Origin of the sequence: Streptomyces sp. RKAG337 (assembly GCF_023701715.1) — a bacterium.
Taxonomy (GTDB): domain Bacteria; phylum Actinomycetota; class Actinomycetes; order Streptomycetales; family Streptomycetaceae; genus Actinacidiphila.
On record NZ_JAJOZA010000001.1, the window covers coordinates 2,745,923 to 2,770,428 of the forward strand.

The 24,506-nt window shown below is 71.3% G+C and carries 24 protein-coding genes and 1 pseudogene; 12 read left to right on the plus strand and 13 right to left on the minus strand.

The features are described 5' to 3' along the window. Positions 1 to 241: 241 nt before the first annotated feature. The 9 genes and pseudogenes from LNW73_RS11850 to LNW73_RS11890 all read right to left on the minus strand — a co-directional run bounded on the left by LNW73_RS11850 (position 242) and on the right by LNW73_RS11890 (position 10,070). On the minus strand, positions 242 to 2,698 hold the full coding sequence (locus tag LNW73_RS11850) for a hypothetical protein (protein ID WP_250989891.1): 2,457 nt from the start codon (positions 2,696 to 2,698) through the stop codon (positions 242 to 244). Further along, a complete protein-coding gene (pstS, locus tag LNW73_RS11855; protein WP_250989892.1) occupies positions 2,695 to 4,410 on the minus strand; it encodes a phosphate ABC transporter substrate-binding protein PstS in 1,716 nt (571 codons plus the stop codon). The genes LNW73_RS11850 and pstS overlap by 4 nt, the downstream gene beginning before the upstream one ends. Before the next feature lie 17 nt (positions 4,411 to 4,427). After that, positions 4,428 to 5,729: a phosphate ABC transporter permease PstA gene (gene pstA, locus LNW73_RS11860; protein WP_250989893.1), complete on the minus strand. Its 1,302-nt coding sequence runs from the start codon at positions 5,727 to 5,729 to the stop codon at positions 4,428 to 4,430. A 10-nt stretch (positions 5,730 to 5,739) separates the two neighbouring features. Beyond that, positions 5,740 to 6,762, minus strand: a complete 1,023-nt coding sequence (gene pstC, locus LNW73_RS11865; protein ID WP_250977414.1) for a phosphate ABC transporter permease subunit PstC — start codon at positions 6,760 to 6,762, stop codon at positions 5,740 to 5,742. A gap of 92 nt (positions 6,763 to 6,854) precedes the next feature. Continuing rightward, on the minus strand, positions 6,855 to 7,268 hold the full coding sequence (locus LNW73_RS11870) for a DUF1508 domain-containing protein (protein ID WP_250989894.1): 414 nt from the start codon (positions 7,266 to 7,268) through the stop codon (positions 6,855 to 6,857). A 357-nt stretch (positions 7,269 to 7,625) separates the two neighbouring features. Next, positions 7,626 to 7,843 (minus strand): annotated as a pseudogene (locus LNW73_RS11875) (transcriptional regulator); the annotation flags it as partial. A gap of 22 nt (positions 7,844 to 7,865) precedes the next feature. Further along, positions 7,866 to 8,417: an NUDIX hydrolase gene (locus LNW73_RS11880; protein WP_374118084.1), complete on the minus strand. Its 552-nt coding sequence runs from the start codon at positions 8,415 to 8,417 to the stop codon at positions 7,866 to 7,868. Continuing rightward, the gene (locus LNW73_RS11885; RefSeq protein ID WP_250992887.1) at positions 8,414 to 9,535 is read right to left on the minus strand and encodes an adenosylhomocysteinase; all 1,122 of its coding nucleotides are present in this window, start codon (positions 9,533 to 9,535) and stop codon (positions 8,414 to 8,416) included. Before LNW73_RS11885 ends, LNW73_RS11880 begins: the two co-directional genes overlap by 4 nt. 61 nt (positions 9,536 to 9,596) lie before the next feature. Continuing rightward, the gene (locus LNW73_RS11890; protein WP_250989896.1) at positions 9,597 to 10,070 is read right to left on the minus strand and encodes an ATP-binding protein; all 474 of its coding nucleotides are present in this window, start codon (positions 10,068 to 10,070) and stop codon (positions 9,597 to 9,599) included. Between the two features lie 158 nt (positions 10,071 to 10,228). On the opposite strand from LNW73_RS11890, the gene LNW73_RS11895 reads away from it, so the two are divergent. Both LNW73_RS11895 and LNW73_RS11900 read left to right on the plus strand, forming a co-directional pair. Then, positions 10,229 to 10,771: a GntR family transcriptional regulator gene (locus tag LNW73_RS11895; RefSeq protein ID WP_250989897.1), complete on the plus strand. Its 543-nt coding sequence runs from the start codon at positions 10,229 to 10,231 to the stop codon at positions 10,769 to 10,771. Positions 10,772 to 10,774: 3 nt separating this feature from the next. Continuing rightward, positions 10,775 to 11,536: a GntR family transcriptional regulator gene (locus LNW73_RS11900; RefSeq protein WP_250989898.1), complete on the plus strand. Its 762-nt coding sequence runs from the start codon at positions 10,775 to 10,777 to the stop codon at positions 11,534 to 11,536. Between the two features lie 28 nt (positions 11,537 to 11,564). Here the strand turns inward: LNW73_RS11900 and LNW73_RS11905 are convergent, their stop codons facing one another. Continuing rightward, a complete protein-coding gene (locus LNW73_RS11905; RefSeq protein ID WP_250989899.1) occupies positions 11,565 to 12,206 on the minus strand; it encodes a PH domain-containing protein in 642 nt (213 codons plus the stop codon). Between the two features lie 487 nt (positions 12,207 to 12,693). Between LNW73_RS11905 and deoC the strand changes: the two genes are divergently transcribed. The 4 genes from deoC to LNW73_RS11925 all read left to right on the plus strand — a co-directional run bounded on the left by deoC (position 12,694) and on the right by LNW73_RS11925 (position 17,723). Further along, a complete protein-coding gene (deoC, locus tag LNW73_RS11910) occupies positions 12,694 to 13,686 on the plus strand; it encodes a deoxyribose-phosphate aldolase (RefSeq protein WP_250992888.1) in 993 nt (330 codons plus the stop codon). A gap of 5 nt (positions 13,687 to 13,691) precedes the next feature. After that, the gene (locus LNW73_RS11915) at positions 13,692 to 15,122 is read left to right on the plus strand and encodes an aldehyde dehydrogenase family protein (protein WP_250977407.1); all 1,431 of its coding nucleotides are present in this window, start codon (positions 13,692 to 13,694) and stop codon (positions 15,120 to 15,122) included. Beyond that, positions 15,115 to 16,020, plus strand: a complete 906-nt coding sequence (locus LNW73_RS11920; RefSeq protein ID WP_250989900.1) for an aldehyde dehydrogenase family protein — start codon at positions 15,115 to 15,117, stop codon at positions 16,018 to 16,020. The genes LNW73_RS11915 and LNW73_RS11920 overlap by 8 nt, the downstream gene beginning before the upstream one ends. 188 nt (positions 16,021 to 16,208) lie before the next feature. Then, on the plus strand, positions 16,209 to 17,723 hold the full coding sequence (locus LNW73_RS11925) for a hypothetical protein (RefSeq protein WP_250989901.1): 1,515 nt from the start codon (positions 16,209 to 16,211) through the stop codon (positions 17,721 to 17,723). On the opposite strand, the gene LNW73_RS11930 is transcribed toward LNW73_RS11925, so the two are convergent. After that, complete coding sequence (locus tag LNW73_RS11930) at positions 17,676 to 18,068, minus strand: hypothetical protein (protein ID WP_250977405.1); 393 nt, start codon at positions 18,066 to 18,068, stop codon at positions 17,676 to 17,678. The genes LNW73_RS11925 and LNW73_RS11930 overlap by 48 nt on opposite strands. 203 nt (positions 18,069 to 18,271) lie before the next feature. On the opposite strand from LNW73_RS11930, the gene LNW73_RS11935 reads away from it, so the two are divergent. After that, positions 18,272 to 18,922, plus strand: coding sequence for a uridine kinase family protein (locus tag LNW73_RS11935; RefSeq protein ID WP_250989902.1), 651 nt, complete (start codon positions 18,272 to 18,274; stop codon positions 18,920 to 18,922). 187 nt (positions 18,923 to 19,109) lie between these two features. On the opposite strand, the gene LNW73_RS11940 is transcribed toward LNW73_RS11935, so the two are convergent. Beyond that, complete coding sequence (locus tag LNW73_RS11940; RefSeq protein ID WP_250989903.1) at positions 19,110 to 19,883, minus strand: SigE family RNA polymerase sigma factor; 774 nt, start codon at positions 19,881 to 19,883, stop codon at positions 19,110 to 19,112. Between the two features lie 233 nt (positions 19,884 to 20,116). Between LNW73_RS11940 and LNW73_RS11945 the strand changes: the two genes are divergently transcribed. The 5 genes from LNW73_RS11945 (at position 20,117) to LNW73_RS11965 (ending at position 23,792) form a co-directional block, all read left to right on the plus strand. Beyond that, entirely contained in the window at positions 20,117 to 20,794 is a 678-nt protein-coding gene (locus LNW73_RS11945) for a response regulator transcription factor (RefSeq protein WP_187144990.1), read from the plus strand. Then, the gene (locus tag LNW73_RS11950; protein ID WP_250977402.1) at positions 20,791 to 22,287 is read left to right on the plus strand and encodes a sensor histidine kinase; all 1,497 of its coding nucleotides are present in this window, start codon (positions 20,791 to 20,793) and stop codon (positions 22,285 to 22,287) included. Before LNW73_RS11945 ends, LNW73_RS11950 begins: the two co-directional genes overlap by 4 nt. A 5-nt stretch (positions 22,288 to 22,292) precedes the next feature. Then, the gene (locus LNW73_RS11955) at positions 22,293 to 22,949 is read left to right on the plus strand and encodes a hypothetical protein (protein WP_250989904.1); all 657 of its coding nucleotides are present in this window, start codon (positions 22,293 to 22,295) and stop codon (positions 22,947 to 22,949) included. Between the two features lie 53 nt (positions 22,950 to 23,002). After that, a complete protein-coding gene (locus tag LNW73_RS11960) occupies positions 23,003 to 23,500 on the plus strand; it encodes a VanZ family protein (protein ID WP_250992889.1) in 498 nt (165 codons plus the stop codon). A 91-nt stretch (positions 23,501 to 23,591) separates the two neighbouring features. Further along, positions 23,592 to 23,792, plus strand: a complete 201-nt coding sequence (locus tag LNW73_RS11965) for a PspC domain-containing protein (protein WP_250989905.1) — start codon at positions 23,592 to 23,594, stop codon at positions 23,790 to 23,792. Here LNW73_RS11965 and LNW73_RS11970 read toward each other — a convergent pair. After that, the gene (locus tag LNW73_RS11970; RefSeq protein WP_250989906.1) at positions 23,776 to 24,498 is read right to left on the minus strand and encodes a hypothetical protein; all 723 of its coding nucleotides are present in this window, start codon (positions 24,496 to 24,498) and stop codon (positions 23,776 to 23,778) included. The genes LNW73_RS11965 and LNW73_RS11970 overlap by 17 nt on opposite strands. Positions 24,499 to 24,506 lie beyond the last annotated feature (8 nt).

Below are 24,506 nucleotides of genomic sequence, written 5' to 3' on the forward strand. Positions count from 1 at the left end.
TACCGAATGGACGTTCAAGCAAAATCCGGACTTTCGTGCTGCCGACCCGTCGGCCGGCCACCGCAAACAATTCCCGAATTTCGTTGCGGTGGCCACCAATTGGGGCGGATGAAAAGGTTACGGGAGGGTTTCCAAGGCACCCCTTAGGGGATTCGGCGCAGAAAATGCGATTCCCGGAACTCGCCCGCCATCCCCACCAGGCACCACGGCTGCCCCGGAATGCCACAGCCGGCCCAGGAACTCAGGACCGCCGGCGCCACACCCCCCACTTGAGCATCGCCGGGCCGGCCAACGCCGAGCCGCCGCCCGCGACGAGGACGGCCAGCAGCACCCAGCGGATGGCGCCGAGCACCGCGCCCGGCGTGGAGCCGGTGGCGCGGACGACGTTCTGCTTCTGCGGATCGAGGTGCTGGGCGGGGTTCACGGGCGGGGTGGCGGACGCCGGCGGCCCGCCGGACGTGCCGCCGGTGCCGCCGCCGGGACCGCCGGTCGTCGCTCCGCCGCTGCCGCCGGACGAGGTCCCGTTCGCGCCGCCCGCGGCTCCCGCGCCGGCCGTGGTGCCGCCGTCCGCCCCCGACGGGTCCTTCGCCTTCTCCAGGGCGGTGGCGGCGGCGAGCGCCTGGGTGCGCAGTGCCTGCGGCATGGGCGCGTAGCCGGGCGGCAGCTGGCCCGCCGACACGCCGGGCGTCTGGCCGGGCCCCGCCGCGTACCGCATGAGCCGGCTGTACGCCGCGCGGTCCGCGGCGGGCCGGCCGGTCGAGGCGGCGGCGTACGTGACCGTGGTCAGCGGGTACGCCCCGCCCCTGGCGCTCGCGGGGTCCGGGGTCAGCACCCCGGGGACGGCCGACGGCCGCATCGTGCCGACGCCCTTGGCCAGGGCGTCGTTCGTCGGCTTCACGAACGTGCCGTCCGCGGTGCGCAGCGCGGCGGTCCGCAGTCCGTACCGGGCCGCGGAGGCGGAGTCGACGAGGGCGATGACGGCCCGGTCACCGGGCTTGGAGGCCTGGCTGACCAGCTTCGCCTTGTGGGCGTTGCTGTCGAGCTCGGCGACGATCGTCCGCCCGGTGTTGCCGCGCCGGGTGCGCTGGGCGCTGTCGTGCATGTCCTGGGTGTACGGGTCCAGGTCGGTGATCCCGTACTGGAGCGGGTCGTTCGGGGGTACGGAGAGCGCGGGCGACAGCGTCGGGTCGGACTTGGGGAAGTCGGTCAGACCGGTGTCCTTGTCCAGGGTGAGGCTGCCGAAATACGGATTGATCTTCGCGCCCCATGGATCCGGCTTCCCCGCGAGGAAGTCCCTGGCCTCCGGGTCCGACCGCAGCCACTGCCAGACCAGGCGCGCGGTGTCGGACTCGTCCAGCGGCACCAGCAGGGAAAGCGGCCTGGCCGCGTCGACCGCCCAGTTCTTGTACTGCGGATTGAGGGCGATGAATTCCGGGTCGTTGCGCAGTGCCGCCGGATTCTTCGCCACATGTGCGGGCGGCTGCGCCAATTGCCAGCCGGGCACATCACGGATATAGGAATGCGTGAGCATTTTCGCCACGAGCCGCGGCGTCAGTCTCATTTCCTGCAGTTCGCCTGAGCCCGGCGTCTCGATGTAGAACCCGAGGGTGAGGCCGGAGACCGCGACCGGCGCGTGCACGACCGGTGGCCCGCCTTCCGCGGCCTCCACCGGGTCGAGGGTGAACGCCAGACCGGGGGCGTCGGCGGCGGTCGCCGTCACCTGACGGCGGGCGTAGGGCTCACCGCTCTGGCTGAACCCGAACGTCGTGCCGGTGCTCTGGCAGAGCGTGGGCTGCCAGGACGTGAGGGCGTCCGTCACCATCTCCGAGCCGATGGTGCGGGACTCGGGCTGGCCGATCGGGCAGTAGGAGCCGGTGGCCAGGAAGTCCAGCCGGAAGACGAGCCGTTGCTCCCAGCTGGTGGTGGAGAGCCCGGAGGAGTCGATCTTGTCCCCGGCGTTCGCCGTCGTGCCGTCCGCGTCGTGCGCTCCGCGCGGCACGACGACCAGCCAGCAGTGCCGCGGGCCGGCGGCCGTGGCGTCGCCGCAGCCGAGGTGGGGCGCCTGGACGACGGTCTGCGCCTCGAAGACCGACTCCCCCGTGCCGTCGGCTCCGACGCGGACGAACGGCTGCTCGTTGGTGTCGATCGGCCCGAAGTAGGTGAAGTCCGTGGACGACTTGGTCGGCTTTCCCTTGACCGGCCGGAACGGCACGAAGGGGTTGTCGAAGGGGTGCGCCGGGTCCAGGGCGTAGGTCTTCTCGCCCGGGTCGACCTGATCGGGCAGCGCGCGCTGGCTGGCCCACCGGCCGCCGGTGCCGCCGATGCCCGAGGCGCCGAACTCGCAGTTCTCCCGGTCGGGCCCGTTCTGGCCGTCGCCCCAGCACTGCATGATCTGCAGGTAGTTGGAGGTGAACTCGGTGTCGGTGGTCGGCGCGCCGCCGGTCCAGGTCACCCGGACGCCCTGTGCCCGCAGCTTCTTCGTCTGGTGGACGGTGACCTTCAGGGCGGAGAAGTCGTCGTAGCGGCCCTTGCCGCCGGAGAGCGTGACGGCCGACTCCTCGCCGTCGGCGGCGCTGGCCTGGGACGTGGTGACGGGCAGCGGCAGCAGGGCGATGACGAGGGCCGCGAGGAGGGCGGCGAACCCGAGTACCTGCCGGCTCGGACGACTGGTCGTGCTCCTGTTCAAGCGCCCGTTCACGCGCCCGCTCCCTTCCGCGGGGTGCGGGCGCCGCGGGCGCCCAGCGCGCGGGCGGCGATCGGCGGGCCGACGACCACGCCGAGCAGCAGGATCGCGGAGAGGGCCATCAGCGTGGTGCGCAGCGCGCCCTGCCCGTCCGCGGCGAGGGAGACGGGGTTGCCCGCCACGGTCGTGTCACCGCCACCGCCGCTGTCGGCCGCCAGCTGCTCCCCGGTGTCCGGGTCGATGGCGGTGGTGCCGGTGGTGCCGGTCGTCGCGCCCGCCGTCGTGGCACCGGCGGTGGTCCCGCCCGCCGCGGTGCCGCCCGCCGTACCGCCGGACGTGCCGGCCGTCGTCCCGCCGGTGACGCCGGACGAACCGCCGGACGAGCTGCCGCCGTTGGCACCGGCCTTCACCGGCGTCCGCTGGTTCTTGGCGCCCGCCGTGCCCGTCGAGCACTGCTTCGTCCCCCGCTGGTCGCAGGGCTGCGGGTACGGGGCGTTCCTGGCGAGGGTGTTGGAGCCGTCGGAGGAGAAGGTGGGGTTGCGGCAGCCCTTGATGTCGACGTTCTTCGCCTCGACGCCGGGAATCCGGCGGACCTGTGAGAGCCCGGCCTGCACCAGGTTGATGGGCAGCGGCGAGTAGCCGAGCTGGTCGGCCTGCTGCTGCCCCTCGCAGAGGAAGTAGTAGGCGAAGGCCCCGAGCGTTCTGCCCTTGTCCTCGGTGAACGGCGCTTCGTTCGTGGTCGGGACGATCATGTAGCTGTAGCTGGACAGCGGGTACGCCCGGCGGTCACCGGAGCGGTAGACGTTGTCGAGGATCTGCGTCAGGTAGTCCGTGGAGTTCTTGTCGTCGTTGATCCGGGCGGACATCAGGCCCACCGCGACGCTGGAGGCCGTCGGCTCGACGTAGTAGCCGCTGCTGTTGAGCAGCTTGGCGACGGGGAAGCCGGTCTTGATCGCGTACGAGTACTCGACGTACGTGATCGCGCCCTCCGCTTGGGGCTGCCGGACGTAGCCGGAGACGCCGAGCGAACCGGACTGCGCGGTGAACCCGGAGCCGGGGATGACCGGGTAGTACGACGTCAGGCCGCACGGCGTCGGCTTGCCGGCGCGACGGCAGTAGTCGTTCCACAGGCCGCTCTGCTCCTTGGCCATCCAGGTGCTGAACTGCGCGGTGGTGCCGGAGCCGTCGGAGCGGACGACGGGGATGACGCGGCGCGCCGGGAGCGTCAGGCCGGGGTTGTCGGCCGCGACCTCAGGCGCGTTCCACATGGTGATCTTCCCGGTGAAGATCTTGGTGAGCACCGCGCCGGACAGCCGCAGGTTGGTGACCCGCTTGCCGCCGATCTTGAGGTTGTACATGAACGAGGTGCCGCCCGCCACGATCGGCATATAGGCGTAGCCGCGCTTCGGCGGCGCCTCCTTCACGCCGAACTCGGTGAGTCCGTAAGGGATCTCCGAGACGCCGAAGTCCGAGACCCCGTTCTTGAACTGCTCGCGCCCGACGGACGATCCGACCGCCGCGTAGTTCACCGTCATGCCGTACTGGGTGACGTTGCGGCGCCACTGGTCCAGCGCGTTGGAGCTCCAGGTCGACCCCGCCCCGCTGATCTTGGTGTACGAGTCGGCGTGCGCGGCGGGCGCCGCGGGAAGCTCGACGGCGAGCAGCACGCAGAGGAGCGCGAGGAGCGCGGCGACGGCGCGGATGCGATACGCACCGCGCGCGGACATGGGTACGGGTGCGGGTATCACAAGGCACTCCTGGTCGGGGCGGATGCACGGGAGCCGGAGTCGATCTGTTTCGCGGCCTGTTCGTCGGCCTGTCTGCCGGCCTGTTTCTCGGCCCGTGCGGCGAACCGGGCCGCGTCGCGGCGCGAGGCCAGCACGCGGCGGTGTTCCTGGCGGCGGGTCAGCCGGCCGGGGCCACGCCCGCCGATCACCCGGGCGGCGACGAACAGCAGCAGGACGAGCGCCATCAGCACGGCGGCCGTGCCGAATCCGCGGGCGATCATCGTCGGCTCGGGCGACTTGATGAACTCGAACGTCGCCAGCGGCAGCGAGATCTGCGGCCCCGACAGCGGATCGGTGTTGGCGACGGCGGTGAAGCCGGCGGTGAGCAGCACCGGCGAGGTCTCGCCGATGCCGCGCGCGGTGCCGAGGATCACGGAGGTGGTGAGCCCGGATCTGGCGGTGGGCAGCACCACGTGCCACACCGTCCGCCAGCGCGAGGTGCCGAGCGCGTACGCGGCTTCGCGCAGCGGGCCCGGCACCAGCCGGATGACGACGTCGGCGGCGCGGATGATGATCGGCAGCATCATCACGGAGAGCGCGAGGGCGGCGGCCAGTCCTGAGCGGTCGAGACCGAGGGTGAGGATCGCGGTCGCGTAGATGAACAGGCCCGCGACGATCGACGGCAGGGCCGTCATCGCCTCCACGATGGTCCGCACGAAGCGGGCGAACCGGCCCGGCACCTCGTTGAGGAACACCGCGCACAGCAGCCCGGTCGGGACGGTGACCACCAGCGCGATCCCGATCTGTTCCAGCGTGCCGGTGATCGCGTGCAGGATGCCGCCCGCCGACAGCGGGTCGAGCGGCCCGGCCGACGCCATGTCCTGTGTGTAGAAGTTCAGGTGCGGCAGCGCCTTGCGGCCCTCCCACAGGGTGTAGACGACGACGAAGGCGAGCGCGGCGAGCATCAACAGGCCCAGGCTCTGGGCCAGGACGGCCGCCACCCGGTCGCGGACGGCGGGACCGTCCTCGTCGAAGGAGACCAGCAGCGCGTACAGCCCGAGGAAGAGCCCGTACGCGATGAGCGTGAAGCCGAGCCCGCCGCTGAACGGCAGCAGCCGGGTGAAGAGCAGCGCGGTGATGCTCAGCGCGGCCGCCGCGGCGCCCAGCACCGCGTACACATCGGTGGCACGCAGCAGCGCGAGCCGACGGCGCGGCTCGCGGGGGCTCTCGGCGGCGGGGGACGTCGGGGGAAGGGTGGTGCGCGGGGAGTTCTGGGCACTCATGGCGCTGTCTCCGCGCGGCGGGGCGACGAGGGTCATCGGGCCTTCCTCAGGAGTCGCTGGCCGCGCCGGAGCGGCTGCGGGCGACGATCGACGATGCGGCGAAGTTGACGACGAGGGTCATCAGGAAGAGCGCGAGGCCCGCGGCCATCAGCGCGGACATGCCGAACTCGCTGGCCTCGCCGTACCGCAGGGCGATCAGCGAGGAGACGGAGCTGGAGCCGTTCTGCAGGATGTGCGGCTGGACGGCGAAGACCGGCGAGATGATCAGGTACACGCCGATGGTCTCGCCGAGCGCCCGGCCCAGGCCCAGCATCGTGCCGCCGATCATGCCGCCCTTGCCGAAGGGCAGCACGACGCTGCGGATCATCCCCCAGCGCGTCGCACCCAGCGCGTAGGCGCCCTCCCGCTCCCCGACCGGCGCCTGCGAGAAGACCTCACGCATCACCGAGCAGGCGATCGGCGCGACCATCAGCGCGACGACGATGCCCGCGACGAACGTGGAGGAGGTGTAGACGGTGGCGGTCGCGAGCGGATCCGACGGGTCGGCGCCGTCGACCTTGAACAGCGGGAACCAGCCGAAGTACCGGGCGATCCAGCGCGCCGTGCCCAGCACGTGCCCCTGGAGGAAGAACAGCCCCCACAGCCCGTAGACCACCGAGGGCACGGCGGCCATCAGGTCGACCAGACTGATCAGCGTCTGCCGCAGCCGGGGCGGCGAGTACTCGCAGATGTAGAGCGCCGTGCCGATGGCGAGCGGTACGGCGAAGCAGATCGCGACGAGCGCGATGAGCACGGTGCCGGTGAGGACGGCCGCGATGCCGAAGTTCCCGGCGTCGGGCTCCCACGCCTCGGTGGTGAGGAACGAGAAGCCGGCCTTCGACAGGGCTTGCCACGCCCGGTAGAGCAGGAACCCGCCGACCAGCAGCATCACCGCCAGCACGAACCCCCCACCGCCCCGGGCCACCGCGCGGAAGACACGGTCGGGCAGCCCGGGATCCGCGTGCAGCCGCCTCGGTACATCCTCGGCGGCGGCTGCCGCGGGTGGTCGGTCATGCGGTTCCGTTGTCACATGGCTGACGTTCACGGGGTGCGGTGGACGCGTGCGCAAGCCGATGTGAACGAGGGGCCCCGTAGAGGCAACTTCGGTTCACCCGGCGCCACTTACCGCACGTCGACCCCTTCGGAAGCGTCCTCCGTGGGGCTCGCGGATGTCTCCATGGCACCGATCTCGGAAAGCAGCGCGCGGAACCGGTCGTAGGCGGTCTGACACGTCGAGTGCCGCTCATAGGCCCGCGACGACACGGCCACGGTCTGCCCGTCCGCACCGCGCAGCCGCCACACCCAGCCGTTGCTGTCGGCCGCGTGCTGCACTCCCCCGGGCAGCCCCTCCGACCCGGCGCACAACCGCTGGAACGCCCGCAGGCACTCCCCGTAGTCCGGGTAAGCGGTTGCGCCGACCGCCACCGTCCGCCCGTTCTGAGCGGTGAGCCGCCAGGAGTGAAATCCCTCGTCGTCGATGTCTATCCGACAGCGCGCACCGACCCCGGCCGCGCCCCCCGTGTCCCCTGCTGCCATCCCCCACCCCTGCTGGCCGTCTCAAGGAAGGCTGCATATGCGGCAGACATGCAGCACACGCAATGTAATGAGACTGCGGAGACAAAGGGCGTACTCACAGGAGCACCACAGCATGCCTTCACCACGAAGTTGCCCCTCGTTCACCCCACCCCGGCAAGCGCTCTCCGCCGCGGCGCGGGGGGTGCGGGCGGGCGCGGGGCGCGTGCAGGCGCGGGTGCAGGCGTCCAGGGCGCGCGTCAGCGTCTCAGGTGTCGAGGGACCGACGTGCGTGGCTGATCAGGCACTGGGCATCCGCGCCGAACACGGCGGACTCCCGCAGGGTCTTCCAGACCTTCAGGTGGACCGAGACGCTCGGTTATGGGCCTTCTGCACGGTCCTGTGGCCCGGGGCGAACCGGCGCCGCCGGCTCCGGACGTGGGACTCGAGTCCCCGGAGCCGGCGAGCAGTTCGTCCGCCGCATCCGGCCGCCCGGTCGCCTCGGCCCACGCCGTCAGATCGTCGGCCGTGGCCGTCTGCCGCCCGGTCTCCAGCTTGCCGACCTTGGACTGCGTCCAGCGCGGAATCACGATCGGCACCTGTCCCTCTTCCCCGTCCGGTTCAGCGGATCCCGGAGCAGACCCGCTGACGAAGTCGCTCATCGGCAAGGGTCAGCGCATCACGCCAAGCGAAGTCGGTCACCTCTTCGACCTGCAGTTCCCTCACGTCGGCCGCGGTGCGGAAGAGGAACCGGAAGTCGATGTGCTGGTGGCCGGGTTCACCTTTGGCGTCGTTGGCCGGGATCGGATGAGTGTCGATATGAACGGGCCGGCCGCCGACCGAGGTGACCGATTCCATGGCGATACCCGTCTCCTCGGTGAGTTCCCGCAGTGCCGCGTCATGCAGCGTGGCGTCCTGCGGTTCGAGATGGCCGCCGGGCAGCAGCCACTTGTCCAGAGCCAGGTGGTGAATGTGCAGGACCTCACCGCCCTGGTTGAGGAGAACGGCGCCGGCCGTGGCATGCCCGCGGAACTCCTTGCGGCTGCTGAGGTTGGCCCCGTCGTCGAGCAGCCCGAGCACGACGGACAGCGCGTCCTTTTCCTCAGGATGTGCGTCGAGGTACGCGTCGATGGTGGCGCGGATGTGTTCGGACGTGATGGCCAAGTCGATCACCTGTTGAAGTAGTTGAGCCAGATCGCCGCGATGGCGGCGCGGTCGGTCGCGTTGACCTCGTGCATACCGGATCCGAGGTCACCGCGGGTGAGCATCCTGATGGCCGCCAGGATCTCGGCCTGCATCAGGAAGATGAAAGGCCCCACGCTGGCGCCGTGCAGAAAGTTGACGGCGTTGCCGCCGTTGGCCAGATAGAAGTAGTGGCCCGTGGTCCGGTAGCGGGTCACGTACTCGCTCACCGTCGCTCGGGTGTAGACGTCGGGCAGTCCGAGCAGTTCCAACTCATCCTCGCTGCTCGTCACGGTGGCGACGTACGCGCCATTGCGCAGGTGCGGGAAGTCCTCCCCGCGTAACGAGATCGCGCCCGTGGCGCAGAGCACCAGCCCTGCCCCGTTCAGCGCGCTCTCCCGATCCCGGGCGACGGCGAAGCCCTGAGAAAGCGCCTGGGTCCGTCGGACGGGGTCGATGTCGAAGACGGTCACATGAACGCCCTTGGCATGCAGCAGCCGGGCAATGCTCGATCCGAGCTTGCCGAACCCGATCACGAGGGCCGGCCGCCCGTGCAGGATGTCGCCGCGCCCGCGCATCACCGCCTCGGTGGAGAAGACCACGGACTGGCCGACCAGGAAGTCTTCGGGGTCCTTCAACGGTGAGCGGGCGACCGAAACGACCGGGCACGGCAGTTTGGCCAGATTCTCGTACCGCCGGTGTCCGTTCTCGGTGTCCTCGATCACCCCGACGAGACGCCCGGAGAAGCGCTCCTGAAGATGCGGAATCGTCGGAGCGAAATAACCACCGACATCAAGGAGCGCGACCGCCTCTCCTGCGGCCCGTGACTCGAAGTACTCCAGTGCGCTGTCGGCGCCCGCGAACACATCTCGGGAGAGAACGTCACAGTCGAAGCTCCGCTCCACCTCTCGCCGGGCCGAATGACTCACGGACTTCGGCTTGGGCAGCACGGCACGTAACCGGGACATCGCGCCCACCGCCCGCACGAACGCGGGCCTCTCGGGCAGCAGGTGCGTCACCAGGAAGGACGTCGCCAACTCGTCCGGGGCGAACCGGGCGGCAATCTTGGCGAAATAGGCGTCCAGCCGAGCTCGCTCGAAGGATTCCATCGCAGCCTCGCTCATTGCAGGATCGGAAGGATGAGAGCTGGATGCGCAACCGGGCCGAACGTCAGGCCCGGTTGGGCGTCCAGGAGTTCTCTGCGGATTGGCTGCATGCGTCACGCGTCGGCTCCGCCGTGGATTCGGCCCTGAATCGCGACCAGACGACCTTGCGGATCGGTTCGCGCTCCTCGACGCCCCAACCGTCCGACAGCTCATCCACGATGTGCAGCCCCCGTCCGGAGATGTCCGTACCGATGGACCGCCGAAGGTGCGGCACGGTCTTGGTGCTGTCGTGGACCTCGATGCGGACCCAGCCGCCGACGGCGGCCACCTTCACGAGGAATCCACGGCCGGGGGTGGCGCCATGAATGAGGGCATTGGAGGCGAGCTCCGAGACGCAGAGCCGTACATCGTCGGCTCGTCCTGCCAGGCCCCAGGCCACCAGAGTTGTGGTGGCGAAGTCGCGGGCTATGGCGATCGATGCCGGTACGGCGTCGAAGAATCGTTGCGCGGCCCCCGACGGGACAGGCTCGGAATGCATTGGGTCCATCGATCCCCCTGCAGCATTGCCTCGCAAGGGTGTTGCGAAGCTCACAGCAAACCTTAAGGCGAATCGCCTTAAGGTTGCAAGATGTCAGCAACTCTGCCTCCACGGCTCCTGGCGATACGTTGGAGGTCCGCCGATGGAAGGGACGGCCCTTGACGAACGAGGAATGGGAGAGCGAATCCACGCGGTACTTGACCCCCCGCGGGCAGGGCCGGTCGGACGCGTGGACGGAGGAGGCCGCAGAGAACAACCGTCGCGGTGGGCAGCGGCTTCTCGCCGCGGGGATGGTCGTGCCGCCACCTGAAGTCGCCCGGGCCCTGCGCCTCCCGGAGGGCGAGCAGGTGGTCGTACGGCGGCGCCTGATCCTGCTCGATGGGTTGCCCGTGGAGCTCGCCGACTCGTATTACCCGCCCCGCATCGCGGCCGGCACCGGACTCGCCGAGCCGAAGAAGGTGCCCGGAGGTGCGATCACGCTGCTCGCCGGGCTCGGTCATGTGGCGGGGCACGTCGAGGAGACGGTCACTGCGCGCATGCCCACCGAAGTGGAACGGGAGGCCCTTCAACTCGGTGAACAGGAACCGGTGATCCTCCTGTCGCGGCTTATCCTCTCCGGTGACGATCAACCGATGGAGGCCTGCGTGATGACCATGACCGCAAGCGATCGCGTGCTGCGCTACCGGCTCCGGCTCGGTTGACGCATGCCCCGATGGAACGACACCCGGCCCGCCCATCAGCAGATCGCCGCGGAGCTGCGCGACCGGATCATGGCGCGCCGTTTGGAGCCGGGCAGCAAGCTGCCCTCCACGCAACAGCTGATGAACGAGTTCGGCGTGGTCGGCACGACCGTTCAGAAGGCGCTCCAGATCCTGAAGGCCGAGGGCTTCGCCGTCGGGCAGCCCGGAAAGGGGGTCTTCGTCCGCGAGCGGCCGAACCACACCATCGTCCCGGCCTCGTACATCGCGCCGTCGGAGAGCGGCGCGCCGCATCGGTGGATGGAACAGGCGGCGGCCCGTTCGCGGACCGGGGCGACGCGGATCCTCGACGTCGGGGAGGTTCCGGCCCCGCCTGATGTCGCGGAGGCGCTCGGGCTGGCGGACGGCGGGACCGCCGTACTCCGGTCCCGGCTCATGCTGCTCGATGACGAGCCGGCGGAACTGGTGCGCTCCTACTACCCGGTCGAACTGGCCCGCGGCACTCGCCTCACCGACCGCCGGCGCATCCCCGGTGGATCACCGACGCTCCTCGCCGAGCTGGGTCATCCGCCCCGGGAGTTCGTCGACCGGGTCTCGGCGCGTCCCCCGACGTCCGAGGAGTTCACCGCGCTGGAGCTGCCCGCCGAGGTGTGCGTGCTGCGCACCTTCCGGGTCGTCCACTCCGACGGGGGCCGGCCCGTCGAGGTCTCCGTGATGGTGAAGGCAGGCCACCTGTACGAACTCGAGTACCGCCTGCCCGTGCTCTGAGACCGGCCGTCGGGACGACGGCCGGGGGTCAGCCGATGGCGAGGAGGACGGCCAGGACGATGGCGCCGGTCACGATCGGGGCGATCACTTCGTAGGCCCAGCGGACGCTGACCTCGCCCTGGGCGCCGGGCTTGGCGGCGTTGGTTTCGGCGAGGTCGCGGAGTTCGTCGACGGCCTGGTCGGACCAGGCGCGGGCCGGGATGTCCTGGGCGCTGAGGAGAGAGGACTGCCGGGCCGTCGCGGTGGCGGCGCGGGCGGTCTGGCGGGCTACGCGCTTGCGGGCGCGCAGGGAGACCGGGATCGCCCAGAGCTGGAAGCGCTGACCGCCCGCGACGACCTCGGTGGAGTAGCCGGCCCGCAGGTGTTCCACGGCCGCCCACGGCACGGTGATCGTCCGGAACGGGTTGCGGATGCGGAGCCGTTCGTCGCCCGCGTAGACGGCGGGCCGGATCGTGAAGGCCGCCAGCAGGGGCAGCGCCGCCAGGAGCCCGGCGAGGGTCAGCCACGGGGTGCGTCCCGAGCCGTGGAGCACCGCGTCGCCGCCGAGCCACAGGGACAGCGCGATCAGCAGCACGCCGGTGACGATGCCGGCCACCGACCGGTAGGAGCGGTCGTCGTACTTCGGCCGGTCGGGCTGCGGGGTCGGCGTGGGGTCGTCGGAACTCGTCATAAGGCCCGATTCTGCCTGACGGGTGCCGCGCGACCGGCCGCGCACAGGTTGCGGTACGGCATCGGGATAGATCGGAGGCAACGGTGGGGCGCGGGGAAAAGGGGGCCGGCCACCCCCTGGGGCCTTGCGGCGCAGACCCTGTGCGCCCACCAGCCCGGCGGCCGACACCCCCGCCTCGGGCCAGCCACCCCCTGGGGCCTTGCGGCGCGGGCCTTGCGGCGCGGGCCCTGTGCGCCCACCGGCCCGGCGGCCGACACCCCCACCGGCACCCCACACCAGTCCAGTGGCCGACACCCCACCTGCACCCCACCAGTGCAGTGGCCGGCACCCCACCCGCACCCCACCAGCCCGGTCGCCGGCACGGCCCACCGCCCCGGCGACCGAGGCACCCACCCCGCCCCGCCCCGGACGGCCCCGGGTGTGGCGAACGAATCAGGGGGTGGTGGTGACAGGTCGCTACGCGCGTAGATATGCTCATGTGGTGACCATGCCCACTGTTCCCGCTTTCGGCCCAGAAGCCGCGGCCCGGCTGGCGACGATGGCGGACGTGACCGCCTCGGACACCGCACTCCGCCGCTTCCTCCACGGACTGCCCGGTGTCGATGCCGTCGGCCTCGAAGCCCGCGCCGCCATGCTCGGCACCCGTTCGATCAAGACGACGGCGAAGTCCTACGCCATCGACCTGGCGATCTCCATGATCGATCTGACCACGCTCGAAGGCGCGGACACCCCCGGCAAGGTCCGGGCACTGTGCGCCAAGGGCATCCATCCGGACCCCACCGACCGCACGGCCCCCAAGGTCGCCGCGATCTGTGTCTACCCGGACATGGTGAAGACCGCGAAGGAGGCGCTGCACGGAACCGGCATCAACGTCGCCTCCGTCGCCACCGCCTTCCCGGCCGGCCGCACCGCGCTGCCGGTGAAGCTCGCCGACACCGCCGACGCGGTGGCCGCGGGCGCGGACGAGATCGACATGGTCATCGACCGTGGCGCCTTCCTCTCCGGCCACTACATGCAGGTCTTCGAGGAGATCCGCGCCGTCAAGACCGCCTGCCGGCGGCCGGACGGATCGGCCGCCCACCTCAAGGTGATCTTCGAGAACGGCGAGCTGGCGACGTACGACAACATCCGCCGCTGCTCCTGGCTCGCGATGCTCGCGGGCGCCGACTTCATCAAGACCTCGACGGGCAAGGTCGCCGTCAACGCGACCCCGCCGAACACGCTGCTGATGCTGGAGGCCGTCCGCGACTTCCGCGACGCGGTGGGTGTACAAGTGGGAGTGAAGCCGGCCGGCGGCATCCGCACCACGAAGGACGCCATCAAGTACCTGGTGATGGTCAACGAGACGCTCGGCGAGGAGTGGCTGTCCCCGCACTGGTTCCGATTCGGTGCGTCCAGCCTGCTCAACGATCTGTTGATGCAGCGGCAGAAGCTCAGCACCGGGCGTTACTCCGGTCCCGACTACGTGACGGTGGACTGACCGACATGGCATTTGAATACGCACCCGCACCCGAGTCCCGCGCGGTCGTCGACATCGCGCCGTCGTACGGGCTCTTCATCGACGGCCAGTTCTCCGATGCCGCCGCCGGCAAGGTCTTCAAGACCGTCTCGCCCTCCTCCGAGGAGGTCCTCTCCGAGGTCGCCCAGGCCGGGGCCGAGGACGTGGACCGGGCGGTGAAGGCGGCCCGCAAGGCGTTCGAGAAGTGGTCCGCGCTGCCCGGCGCCGAGCGCGCCAAGTACCTGTTCCGGATCGCCCGCATCGTCCAGGAGCGCTCCCGCGAGCTCGCCGTGCTGGAGTCACTGGACAACGGCAAGCCGATCCGCGAGACCCGCGACACCGACCTGCCGCTCGTCGCCGCGCACTTCTTCTACTACGCGGGCTGGGCCGACAAGCTCGGCCACGCCGGCTACGGCGCCGACCCGCGCCCGCTGGGCGTGGCCGGCCAGGTCATCCCGTGGAACTTCCCGCTGCTGATGCTGGCGTGGAAGATCGCCCCGGCGCTCGCCGCGGGCAACACGGTGGTGCTCAAGCCCGCCGAGACGACCCCGCTCAGCGCCCTGTTCTTCGCGGACATCTGCCGCCAGGCCGGGCTGCCCAAGGGCGTCGTCAACATCATCACGGGCGACGGCGCCACCGGCGCGGCGCTCGTGGAGCACCCGGACATCAACAAGGTCGCCTTCACCGGCTCCACCGAGGTCGGCAAGGCCATCGCCCGCTCCATCGCCGGCACGGACAAGAAGGTCACGCTGGAGCTGGGCGGCAAGGCCGCCAACATCGTCTTCGACGACGCGCCGGTCGACCAGGCCGTCGAGGGCATCGTCAACGGCATCTTCTTCAACCAGGGGCACGTCTGCTGCGCCGGCTCCCGCCTCCTGGTCCAGGAGTCCGTGGCCGAGGAGGTGCTGGACGCGCTCAAGCGCCGGATGCAGACGCTGCGCGTCGGCGACCCGCTGGACAAGAACACCGACATCGGCGCCATCAACTCCGCCGAGCAGCTGGCCCGCATCACCGAGCTCACCGAGGCCGGCGAGGCCGAGGGCGCCGATCGCTGGGCCCCGGCCTGCGACCTGCCGTCCGCCGGCTTCTGGTTCCGCCCGACGCTCTTCACGAACGTCACCCAGGCGCACCGGATCGCCCGCGAGGAGATCTTCGGCCCGGTGCTGTCCGTGCTGACGTTCCGCACCCCGGCCGAGGCCGTCGAGAAGGCCAACAACACGCAGTACGGCCTGTCGGCCGGCATCTGGACGGAGAAGGGCTCGCGCATCCTGTGGATGGCGAACCAGCTCCGCGCGGGCGTCGTCTGGGCCAACACGTTCAACAAGTTCGACCCGACCTCGCCCTTCGGCGGCTACAAGGAATCGGGCTTCGGCCGCGAAGGCGGCCGTCACGGCCTGGAGGCGTACCTCGATGTCTGAGAAGTCCGAGAAGTCCGAGAAGACTGAGAAGTCCGAGCGGCTCAGCGTTTTCAAGACGTACAAGCTTTACGTCGGGGGCAAGTTCCCCCGCAGCGAGAGCGGGCGGGTGTACGAGGTGACCGACTCCAAGGGCAACTGGCTCGCGAACGCGCCGCTGTCGTCCCGCAAGGACGCGCGGGACGCGGTCGTCGCCGCCCGCAAGGCGTTCGGCGGCTGGTCGGGCGCGACCGCGTACAACCGCGGGCAGGTGCTCTACCGCGTCGCCGAGATGCTGGACGGACGGCGCGAGCAGTTCGCCACCGAGGTCGCGGCCGCCGAGGGCATCTCCAAGGCCAAGGCCGTGGCGCAGGTGGACGCGGCCGTCGACCGCTGGGTCTGGTACGCGGGCTGGACCGACAAGATCGGCCAGATCGTCGGCTCGGCGAACCCCGTCGCCGGACCGTTCTTCAACCTCTCCACCCCGGAGCCGACCGGCGTCGTGGTCGTCCTCGCCCCCCAGGCGTCGTCGTTCCTCGGTCTGGTCTCGGTGATCGCCCCGGCCATCGCCACCGGCAACACGGTGATCGTCGTGGCGAGCGAGAAGTCGCCGCTGCCCGCGCTGGCGCTGGGCGAGGTGCTCGCCACCTCGGACCTGCCCGGTGGTGTCGTCAACATCCTGTCCGGGCGGACGGCGGAGATCTCCCCGTCGCTCGCCTCGCACCAGGACGTCAACGCGATCGACCTGACGGGCGCGGACGACGGCCTGGCGAAGGATCTGCAGATCGCGGCGGCCGACAACATGAAGCGCGTCCTGCGCCCCCGCGGCGCGAAGGACGGCGACTGGTCCGCAGACCCCGGCCTGGACCGCCTCAAGGCGTTCCTGGAGACGAAGACCGTCTGGCACCCGATCGGCGTCTGACCGGCCTGCGATCAACCTCGGACGGAGACCTCGCTCACGCCGGTGCTCACGCTCGTGTGAGCAAGGTCTCCGCCCACCGGCACCCCTCGCGGGGCAGGCTTGACCCGCGGGGGGTGTTGCGTTCCAGGTACCTGTCCACCGCGCCGCCGCGTCCCCCCGCGTCAGTGCGCCACCGTCGGAGGATCCCTGTGTGGGACGGCTTCACCGGGGTTCTTCCCTACGTCGCCTTCAGCGCGTTCCTGTGCTTCCTGGTGCCGTCCGTCCCGGTGTGGCTCGGGCGCCGCAAGGCCCGCGCGGTCGCCGCCGGCCGGCCGATACGGATCCGCAGCCGGCTGCGCGTCGACGAGCCGCGGTCCGCATCCCCTGACACCGGCCCGTCCAGCACCTCCGAGCGCGGCGAGCTGGTGGTGCTGCCCGGCGGGCCGCTGTACTTCCTGTCGCCGGACGGCCCGCCGCTCGAACTGCCGCCCGGCGGCACCCTCGAACGCACCCTCTATGCCCGCGCCGGCTCCGCGCCCGGCTCGGGCCGCCGGATCGTGCGGACCGCGCTCGTCCACCGCACCCCGTCGGGCGGCAGCCTGCGCGTCGAGACCGCCCGCGGCGACAGCCGCGCCCTGCGGGCCGCCCTCCAGGCGCCCGCCGCCGGCCGGCCGGCCCCGCGCGCCCTGCCGGCCCGGCTGCCGGTCTGGTGCGCCGTCCTGGCCGTCCTGGCGCTGCTCGGTGCCGTGCCGGTGGCCTCGATCGCCGTGTTCGGCCAGCGGGTCACCGCCCATGTCACGTCGAACACCGGGGACGACTACTGCGGGGTCGGCTGGGCCGACCCCTGGGACGGCTCCCGCAGGGACGCCGAGGTCGACTGCATCCGGGCGGACGACGGGCACTACCGGCGCGGCGAGCCCATCGACGTCATCGCCCTGCCCCGGCCGCTGCGCGGCAACGCCTTCGACACCGACAGCCTGCCGATCCTCGGGGTGCTCTGCGCCGCCGAACTGCTGGTGAGCGCGCTGGGGTTCGGGCTCTCGCAGCTGCGCTGGAGCCGCCACTGGCGGCCCTCGGAGGCCGTCCCCGCCACCGTCACGAAGCCCGAGCGGCCCGAGCGGCCGTCCACCGACCCGGTGCTGTCACTGGCCCGGCCCCTCGACCGGCTGCTGGCCCGCCGTCTCCATCTGCCGCCGGACTTCCACGACTCGCCCTGGTGGCGGGTTTCCGTACTGCGGAAGCTGGCCATCCGTGACGGCGTCTCGTTCGGCGGTCTGACGCTCCTCGGGCTGGCCCTGGTGCTCCTGCGCGACCTGTGGACCCACGACAGCGACGCCACCGTCTGGATCGTCGTGACGGCGCTCACCGCCCTGGGGGCAGCCGCGCGCGTCGTGCACCGCGCCATCGAGGCCACCCGCGTCGTCCGCACCCTGCTGCGCGCCGTCCGCTCCGGCGACCCGCAGGAGGTCCGCTACGCCCTGCTGTACGTCGCGGAGGCCGCCGACACCAGCTGTCTGTGCCCGGAGGACGCCGACGGCCGGCGCGCGGAGGTGGCCGTCGCGACGGCCTCGATCGGCATCGCGATCCCGGCCGCGGCCGTGCCGAAGGCCAGAAGCGGAGCCGAAACGGGCACCGCATCCGCCCCGCAGGGGGCGGCGTACGTGGAGGAGGGTTCCTCAGCCGGGCAGGAGCCCGGACAGCTGGCCCACGAGCGGCAGCTCTGACACCGAGTCCCCCTGGGAGAGCGGTCCGGTCACGGCGCCCGTCGACACCGGCTTGAAGTCCGCCACCTGCGGGGCGACCACGTTGTCCAGCGGGTCCGTGCCGGTGTTCGCCAGCGGGTTGATCGTCAGGTGCTTGACCGGGCCCAGCGCGTACCCCAGGGCCGAATCGGAGCCCACCGTCGAGCCGACGGCCGAATCGGAGCCGAGGGCCGAGTCGGTGAGGGCCGGCGCCGAGCTGGCCGACGCCGAGCCGCTCGCCGCGAGGGCGGCGGCCGCCGCGGCCACGGTGACGGTGGCCGCGGTGCGCAGCAGGGAGTTCAGCTTCGGACGGGCGTGCTTCGGCATGGCCACCTGCTTGGCATAGAAGTGCGGTGATCTGCTGGAACTCTGGTGGAACACGGCACGGGGACGTGTCCCGGCGACACTTCAGGGCGCGGCACCGCGAAGGATCGCCATTCGACTACACAAGGTAGTTGGACGAGTGCACAGCGTCCAAACCTCCGACCAGGGGGTCACCCGGTCGGCGCAATGCCGCACACTGTTCTCTCGTGAGTTCCTCTCCGTCCACCGCGCGTGTGATCCTGCTGGCCGGCCCTTCCGGGTCCGGCAAGTCGTCCCTGGCCGCCCGTACCGGACTGCCGGTGCTGCACCTCGACGACTTCTACAAGGAGGCCGACGACCCGACCCTCCCCCAGCTGGCGCACGGCGCCGGCACGGACTGGGACTCGGCGCTGTCCTGGGACGCGGACGCGGCGGTGGCGGCGATCGGCACGCTGTGCGCGACCGGGAGCGCCTCGGTGCCCGAGTACGACATCGCGTCGAGCTCCATCACCGGCGAGATCCACGTCGAACTGACCGGCTCCCCCGTCTTCGTCGCCGAGGGCATCTTCGCGGCCGACATCACCGACCGGTGCCGCGAACTGGGGCTGCTGGCGGACACCCTGTGCCTGCGCGGCCGTCCGGCCGTCACGGCCTGGCGGCGGTTCCGCCGCGATCTGGCCGAGGGCCGCAAGTCGGTGACGGTCCTGCTGCGCAGGGGCTGGCGGCTGATGCGCGGCGAGCGGGCGATCGTGGCCCGGCAGACGGCCCTGGGCGCCTACCCGTGCGGCCAGGACGAGGCACTGCGCCGGATCACGGCGCTGCCGTTGTCCGCACCGCGCGGGGCGGACCGGCCGACCGACATACCGGTGGACGCGTAACCGAGCAGGCAAAAAACAGGTGCGGGACCACGCAGTCCCCCCGGACTGCCCAGCCCCGCACCCACCGCGCTCCCCCGACCGCGGCTTTTCCCCCGTACCCCCGGTTTTTCCCCCGCTCCCCGTTCCCCCCGCTTCCCCGTTCCCCCCACCGGTCCCCCGACCGGCGTTCTGTGGACGGTCCGAATCGTCAGGCCACCAGCTCGCCGAACGACTCCTCCTCGTCGCGGCCGAAGCTCAGCGCCTCGTCCTCGCGCATCCGGCGCAGCGAGCGCCAGATGCTGCTCTTCACCGTGCCGACGCTGATGCCGAGGATGTCGGCGATCTCCGGGTCGGTGCGGCCTTCGTAGTAGCGGAGCACCAGCATGGTGCGCTGGGTCTCGGGAACCTTGGCCAGCGCCTGCCACAGCACGGCGCGCAGTTCGGTGCCGCCCATCGCGTCCGACTCGCCGACCGTCTCCGGCAGTTCCTCGGTCGGGTACTCGCTGAGCTTGCGGCGGCGCCAGGCGCTGATGTGCAGGTTGGTCATGGTGCGGCGCAGGTAACCGCCGACGGCCGCCTTGTCGCTGATCCGGTCCCAGGCGCGGTAGGTGGAGAACAGCGCGCTCTGCAGCAGGTCCTCGGCCTCGTAACGGTCACCGGTCAGGTGGTAAGCGGTGGCGTAGAGGGAGGCGCGGCGCTCCTTGACGTAGGCGGTGAACTCCGCCTCCGCCAGGCTGTCGTGCCGCGGTGCCGGAATGGTGGCCGTGGCCGTGGCGGCCGGTGCACCGGCGCCGCCCTCGATCGCCGTCATGTACGGCGGCCGGTTGCGGGTCACCTGGCCGGTGCTCTGTGCCGTCTGTCGTCCGGTGCCGCGAGCGCACCCCCGTCCGTTCGCGGCACCGGACTTCCCGTCGTTCCGGCCGGCGGTGTGCTGGCGCGGCTGAAGGACTGCGGTGGTGGTGGTGCTGTGCAGTGCGTTCATGTCGCGCCCCCGTCGGTGGAACCGTCTTGGTGATATCCGGCGTCGGTCTCCGTGTGGATGCCGCTGCCTTAGGTCCATAAGACTGCCGGGCCAGTTTCATGGCGCTGTCCGCCGAGTGTCACAGGCCCGTCACAGAGACTTCCGGTACACGCAGAGTGAGCCGGAGGCCGATCCTTGAGGTGAGATCCCCCCGTGCTCGATACATGGGCTTCCGGTAGGTCACAATGACCGGCGTGCCTTTCCTGTTGCTTATCGAGGATGACGACGCCATCCGTACCGGCCTCGAACTCGGCCTGTCCCGCCAGGGCCACCGTGTGGTTGCCGCGGCGACGGGCGAGGACGGCCTGAAGCTGCTCAAGGAGCAGCGCCCCGACCTGATCGTGCTGGATGTGATGCTGCCGGGCATCGACGGTTTCGAGGTCTGCCGCCGGATCCGCCGCACCGACCAGCTGCCGATCATCCTGCTGACCGCCCGCAGCGACGACATCGACGTCGTGGTGGGGCTGGAGTCGGGGGCCGACGACTACGTCATCAAGCCCGTCCAGCCCCGGGTGCTCGACGCCCGCATCCGCGCCGTGCTGCGCCGCGGTGAGCGCGACAGCACGGACTCCGCGGCCTTCGGCTCCATCGTGATCGACCGTTCGGCGATGACGGTGACGAAGGACGGCGAGGACCTGCAGCTGACGCCGACCGAGCTGCGGCTGCTGCTGGAGCTGAGCCGCCGGCCCGGCCAGGCCCTGTCCCGGCAGCAGTTGCTGCGGCTGGTGTGGGAGCACGACTACCTCGGTGACTCGCGGCTGGTCGACGCCTGTGTGCAGCGGCTGCGCGCGAAGATCGAGGACGTTCCGTCGTCACCGACCCTCATCCGTACGGTCCGCGGTGTCGGATACCGCCTGGACACGCCGCAGTGACGGACCGGTTCTTCGGCTGGGCCACCGGCTTGCTGCGCTGGACCAGCCTGCGGCTGCGGCTGGTCGCGGTGTTCGCCGCGGTGGCGCTGACCGCCGCGGTGTCGGCCTCCGGGATCGCGTACTGGCTGAACCGTGACGCGGTGCTGACCCGTGCGCAGAACTCCGCACTCAACGACTTCCGCGACTCGCTGCAGCGCAACGCGGCCTCGCTGCCGGTCAACCCGCCGTGCGAGGGGCTGAAGGACGCCGCCGACGAGATGGGCGGCCCCGGCAGTTACGCGGTGCTGCTCATCGACAGGACCCCGGACAACGGGCCATGCGCGGCGCCGTCCAGCCGGGACGTCTTCACCCTGGACGATGTGCCGAAGGCGCTGCAGGACGCGGTGAACACCCGGCACAAGCAACAGGACAACAAGTACCACCTGCACTGGCTGCGGATCTCGCTGCACGGCACGCCGTACCTGGTGGCCGGCGCGAAGATCATGGACGACGGCCCGACCGGCTACATGCTCAAGTCGCTGGACGCCGAGCGCAAGGACCTCAACTCGCTGGCCTGGTCGCTGGGGATCGCCACGATGCTCGCGCTGATCGGCTCCGCCCTGCTGGCCCAGGCGGCCGCCTCGACGGTGCTGCGGCCCGTCCAGCGGCTCGGCGTCGCGGCGCAGCAGCTCGGCGAGGGACAGCTCGGCACCCGGCTGAAGGTGTCGGGCACGGACGAGCTGGCGGAGCTGTCCAGGACGTTCAACAAGGCGGCGGAGGCCCTGGAGACGCGGGTGGAGGAGCTGAGCGCGCGGGAGGCGTCCAGCCGCCGTTTCGTCGCCGACATGTCGCACGAGCTGCGCACCCCGCTCACCGCGATCACCGCCGTCACGGAGGTGCTGGAGGACGAGGCCGACTCCCTCGACCCGATGATCGCGCCCGCCGTGCGCCTGGTGGTCAGCGAGACCCGCCGGCTCAACGAGCTGGTGGAGAACCTGATGGAGGTCACCCGCTTCGACGCGGGCACCGCCCGGCTGCTGCTCGACGAGGTCGACGTGGCCGACATGGTGACCGCGTGCATGGACGCGCGGGCCTGGCTGGACTCCGTCGAGCTGGACGCGCCGCGCGGCATCTTCGTGCGCCTCGACCCGCGCCGGCTCGATGTGATCATGGCGAATCTGATCGGGAACGCCCTCAAGCACGGCGGCTCCCCGGTCCGGGTGTCGGTGCGGACCGCCGAGGACCAGCTGGTCATCACCGTCGCGGACAACGGTCCCGGCATCCCCGAGGACGTGCTGCCGCACGTCTTCGACCGTTTCTACAAGGCGGACGCGTCCCGCGCCCGTTCGGAGGGCAGCGGGCTCGGCCTGTCGATCGCGATGGAGAACGCGCACATCCACGACGGCGACATCACCGCCGCGAACGCGCCGGGCGGCGGCGCCGTCTTCACCCTGTACCTGCCGGTGCGGCCCGCCGAGGCACTGCCCGACGGCGACGAGGACGGCCGACCGTGACGACCATGACGTCCCTCCTGAGGAACGGCGTCCGCTCCTCGCGGGCCCGTACGATCCGCACCGCCGCGCTGCTCGCGGCCCTGGTCACCGCCGCCACCTGCGGCTGCGGCATCCGGACGACCACCGTGCCGGTGGACGCGGGACCCGCGCCCACCCGGGTGTCGTGCGCCGTGCCCCCGGCGACCGTCCCGCCGGAGACGCCCGGCGCCACCGTCGTGAAGGTGTACCTGGTGTGCAGCGCGCTGGCCGCGCAGGTCACCCGGACCGTCACCACCTCCGACATCAGCGGGGCGCGCCCCGCTCCGGTGAGCCGGCTGGTCGCCGCCCATGAGCTGCTCGGCCAGCTGCAGCGCCGGCCGTCCGCCGGGGAGGCGGAGGCCGGGTTCGCCACCGAGGTGCCCGGCAACCTGGGCATCACCGGCCCCAGGCCGGGTGATCCGAAGGACGCGCTGCGGCTGAACCTGTCGCTGGACGAACTGCCGTCCTTCGCGCTGGCCCAGCTGGTGTGCACCTTCACGGCCGCGCCCGGTGTCGGCCTCGCGGACCGCTCCGTACTGCTCGGCGGTCCGGATGCCGCGGACCCCGTCAAGCGCTACCTCTGCACGTCCGCACTGCGCACCAGGCCGGACGCGGCGGACACGGCGGGAACCGTCGTCAAGTGAATGGCGTCATTCCCCTCGTGCAGCCTGAAGCTCCGATCCTGAAGGCACGCGCGATGGGCCTGGTGCTCACCGCCGTGCATCTGTCCTTCGTCGGATGGCTGATGCTCAGGCCGCACTACGTTCCCTGGGTGTCGGCGCCCAATCTGCGACCGTTCGGCACCATCCACGCCGACCTGGCCATGAGCCCGTTCGAGGCCGCCCGGCGGATCCTCGCGGGGCTGCTGCTGCTCGCCCCGCTCGGTGTCCTGCTGCCGATGACGGGCGGCCGGATCCGCACCCCCGGGATCGGCTCCTTCGCCCGCACGGTCTTCGCCGGGCTGATGGTGTCGCTGTCCGTGGAGTTCCTGCAGACGGTGGTGCCGGGCCAGATCTTCGACATCGACGCGCTGCTGCTGAACACCGCGGGCGTCGCGCTGGCGTATCTGGCGGTCGTCCCCGCGGCCCGGCGGCTGCTGCGCCGCCGCGGCTTCGGCGCCCTCACCCGGACCGGACCCCCGGTCCGGACTCAGGGGCCGTCCCCGACGACTCCCAGGGTCGGGATCGCCCCGTAGAGCGATGATCGGGCAGGGTATGTACTCGTAGCGTTGGAGCCATCGGAACACCGGAACCCACCGGCATCCGACCTTCCGACAGGAGTACGAGATGAGCGCCCTGGCCCGCCCCGCAAACGGCCGCATGATCGGTGGCGTGTGCGCCGCACTGGCCAACCGGTTCGGCACCTCCGCCACGACGATGCGGGTGATCTTCCTGCTGTCGTGCCTGCTTCCCGGCCCGCAGTTCCTGCTCTACATCGCCCTGTGGGTGATGCTCCCGGCGGAGAAGTCCGCTACCGCCGCTTGGTGACCGGCGCGCCCAGCTTCTTCAGCTGCGCGGTGACCACCGCGCCCGGCACGTCATAGCTCTTCGCCAGGGTGACGTCCGCGCCGCGGAAGATGCTGACGGTCGAGCCGGTACGGATCACGACGAAGTCCTGTCGTGCGCCGCTGCCGCCCGCCGCGAAGCCGAGCGCGAACCGCAGATCGTCGTCGCCCAGCTTGAGCGCGGGGCGCGGGGCGACCGCCACGGGCACACCGGTGACGCCCCCGATGACCGGCTTGAACCCCGCCGCGCACGCGTGCACCGCGGTCCGCAGGGCCGTGACCGCCTTCTGCGCTCCCCCGCCGCCGTAGCCGGAGAGCGTGACGGTGACGCCCGCGCCGGGCATCTTCTGGCCGGCCGGGGCGAGCGCCCTCGGGACGGTCTCCTTGGCACCGGCCGGCGGCCGCCCGGAGAGCAGATCGGCGAGCGGCTGGCACGCGCGCTTGTCGGCCACCGTCGCGTCGGCCGCCGCGCCTGCGGCGTCGCCCGCGGTCACCGTGAAGCCCGGCACGTCCCCCGGCACGAGCGCCGTCCGCTCCAGCGCTGTGCGCGCGGGCAGCGCGGCCGGCGTGGTGGCACCGGGCCCGGTGGAGGCCCCGGCCGTGTCGCCGCCGGCCGATCCGCTGCAGGCCGTGACGAGCAACAGCGGTGCGAGCAGCGCGAACCCGGCGATCTTCTGGGGAATGTGCACGCGCGGAG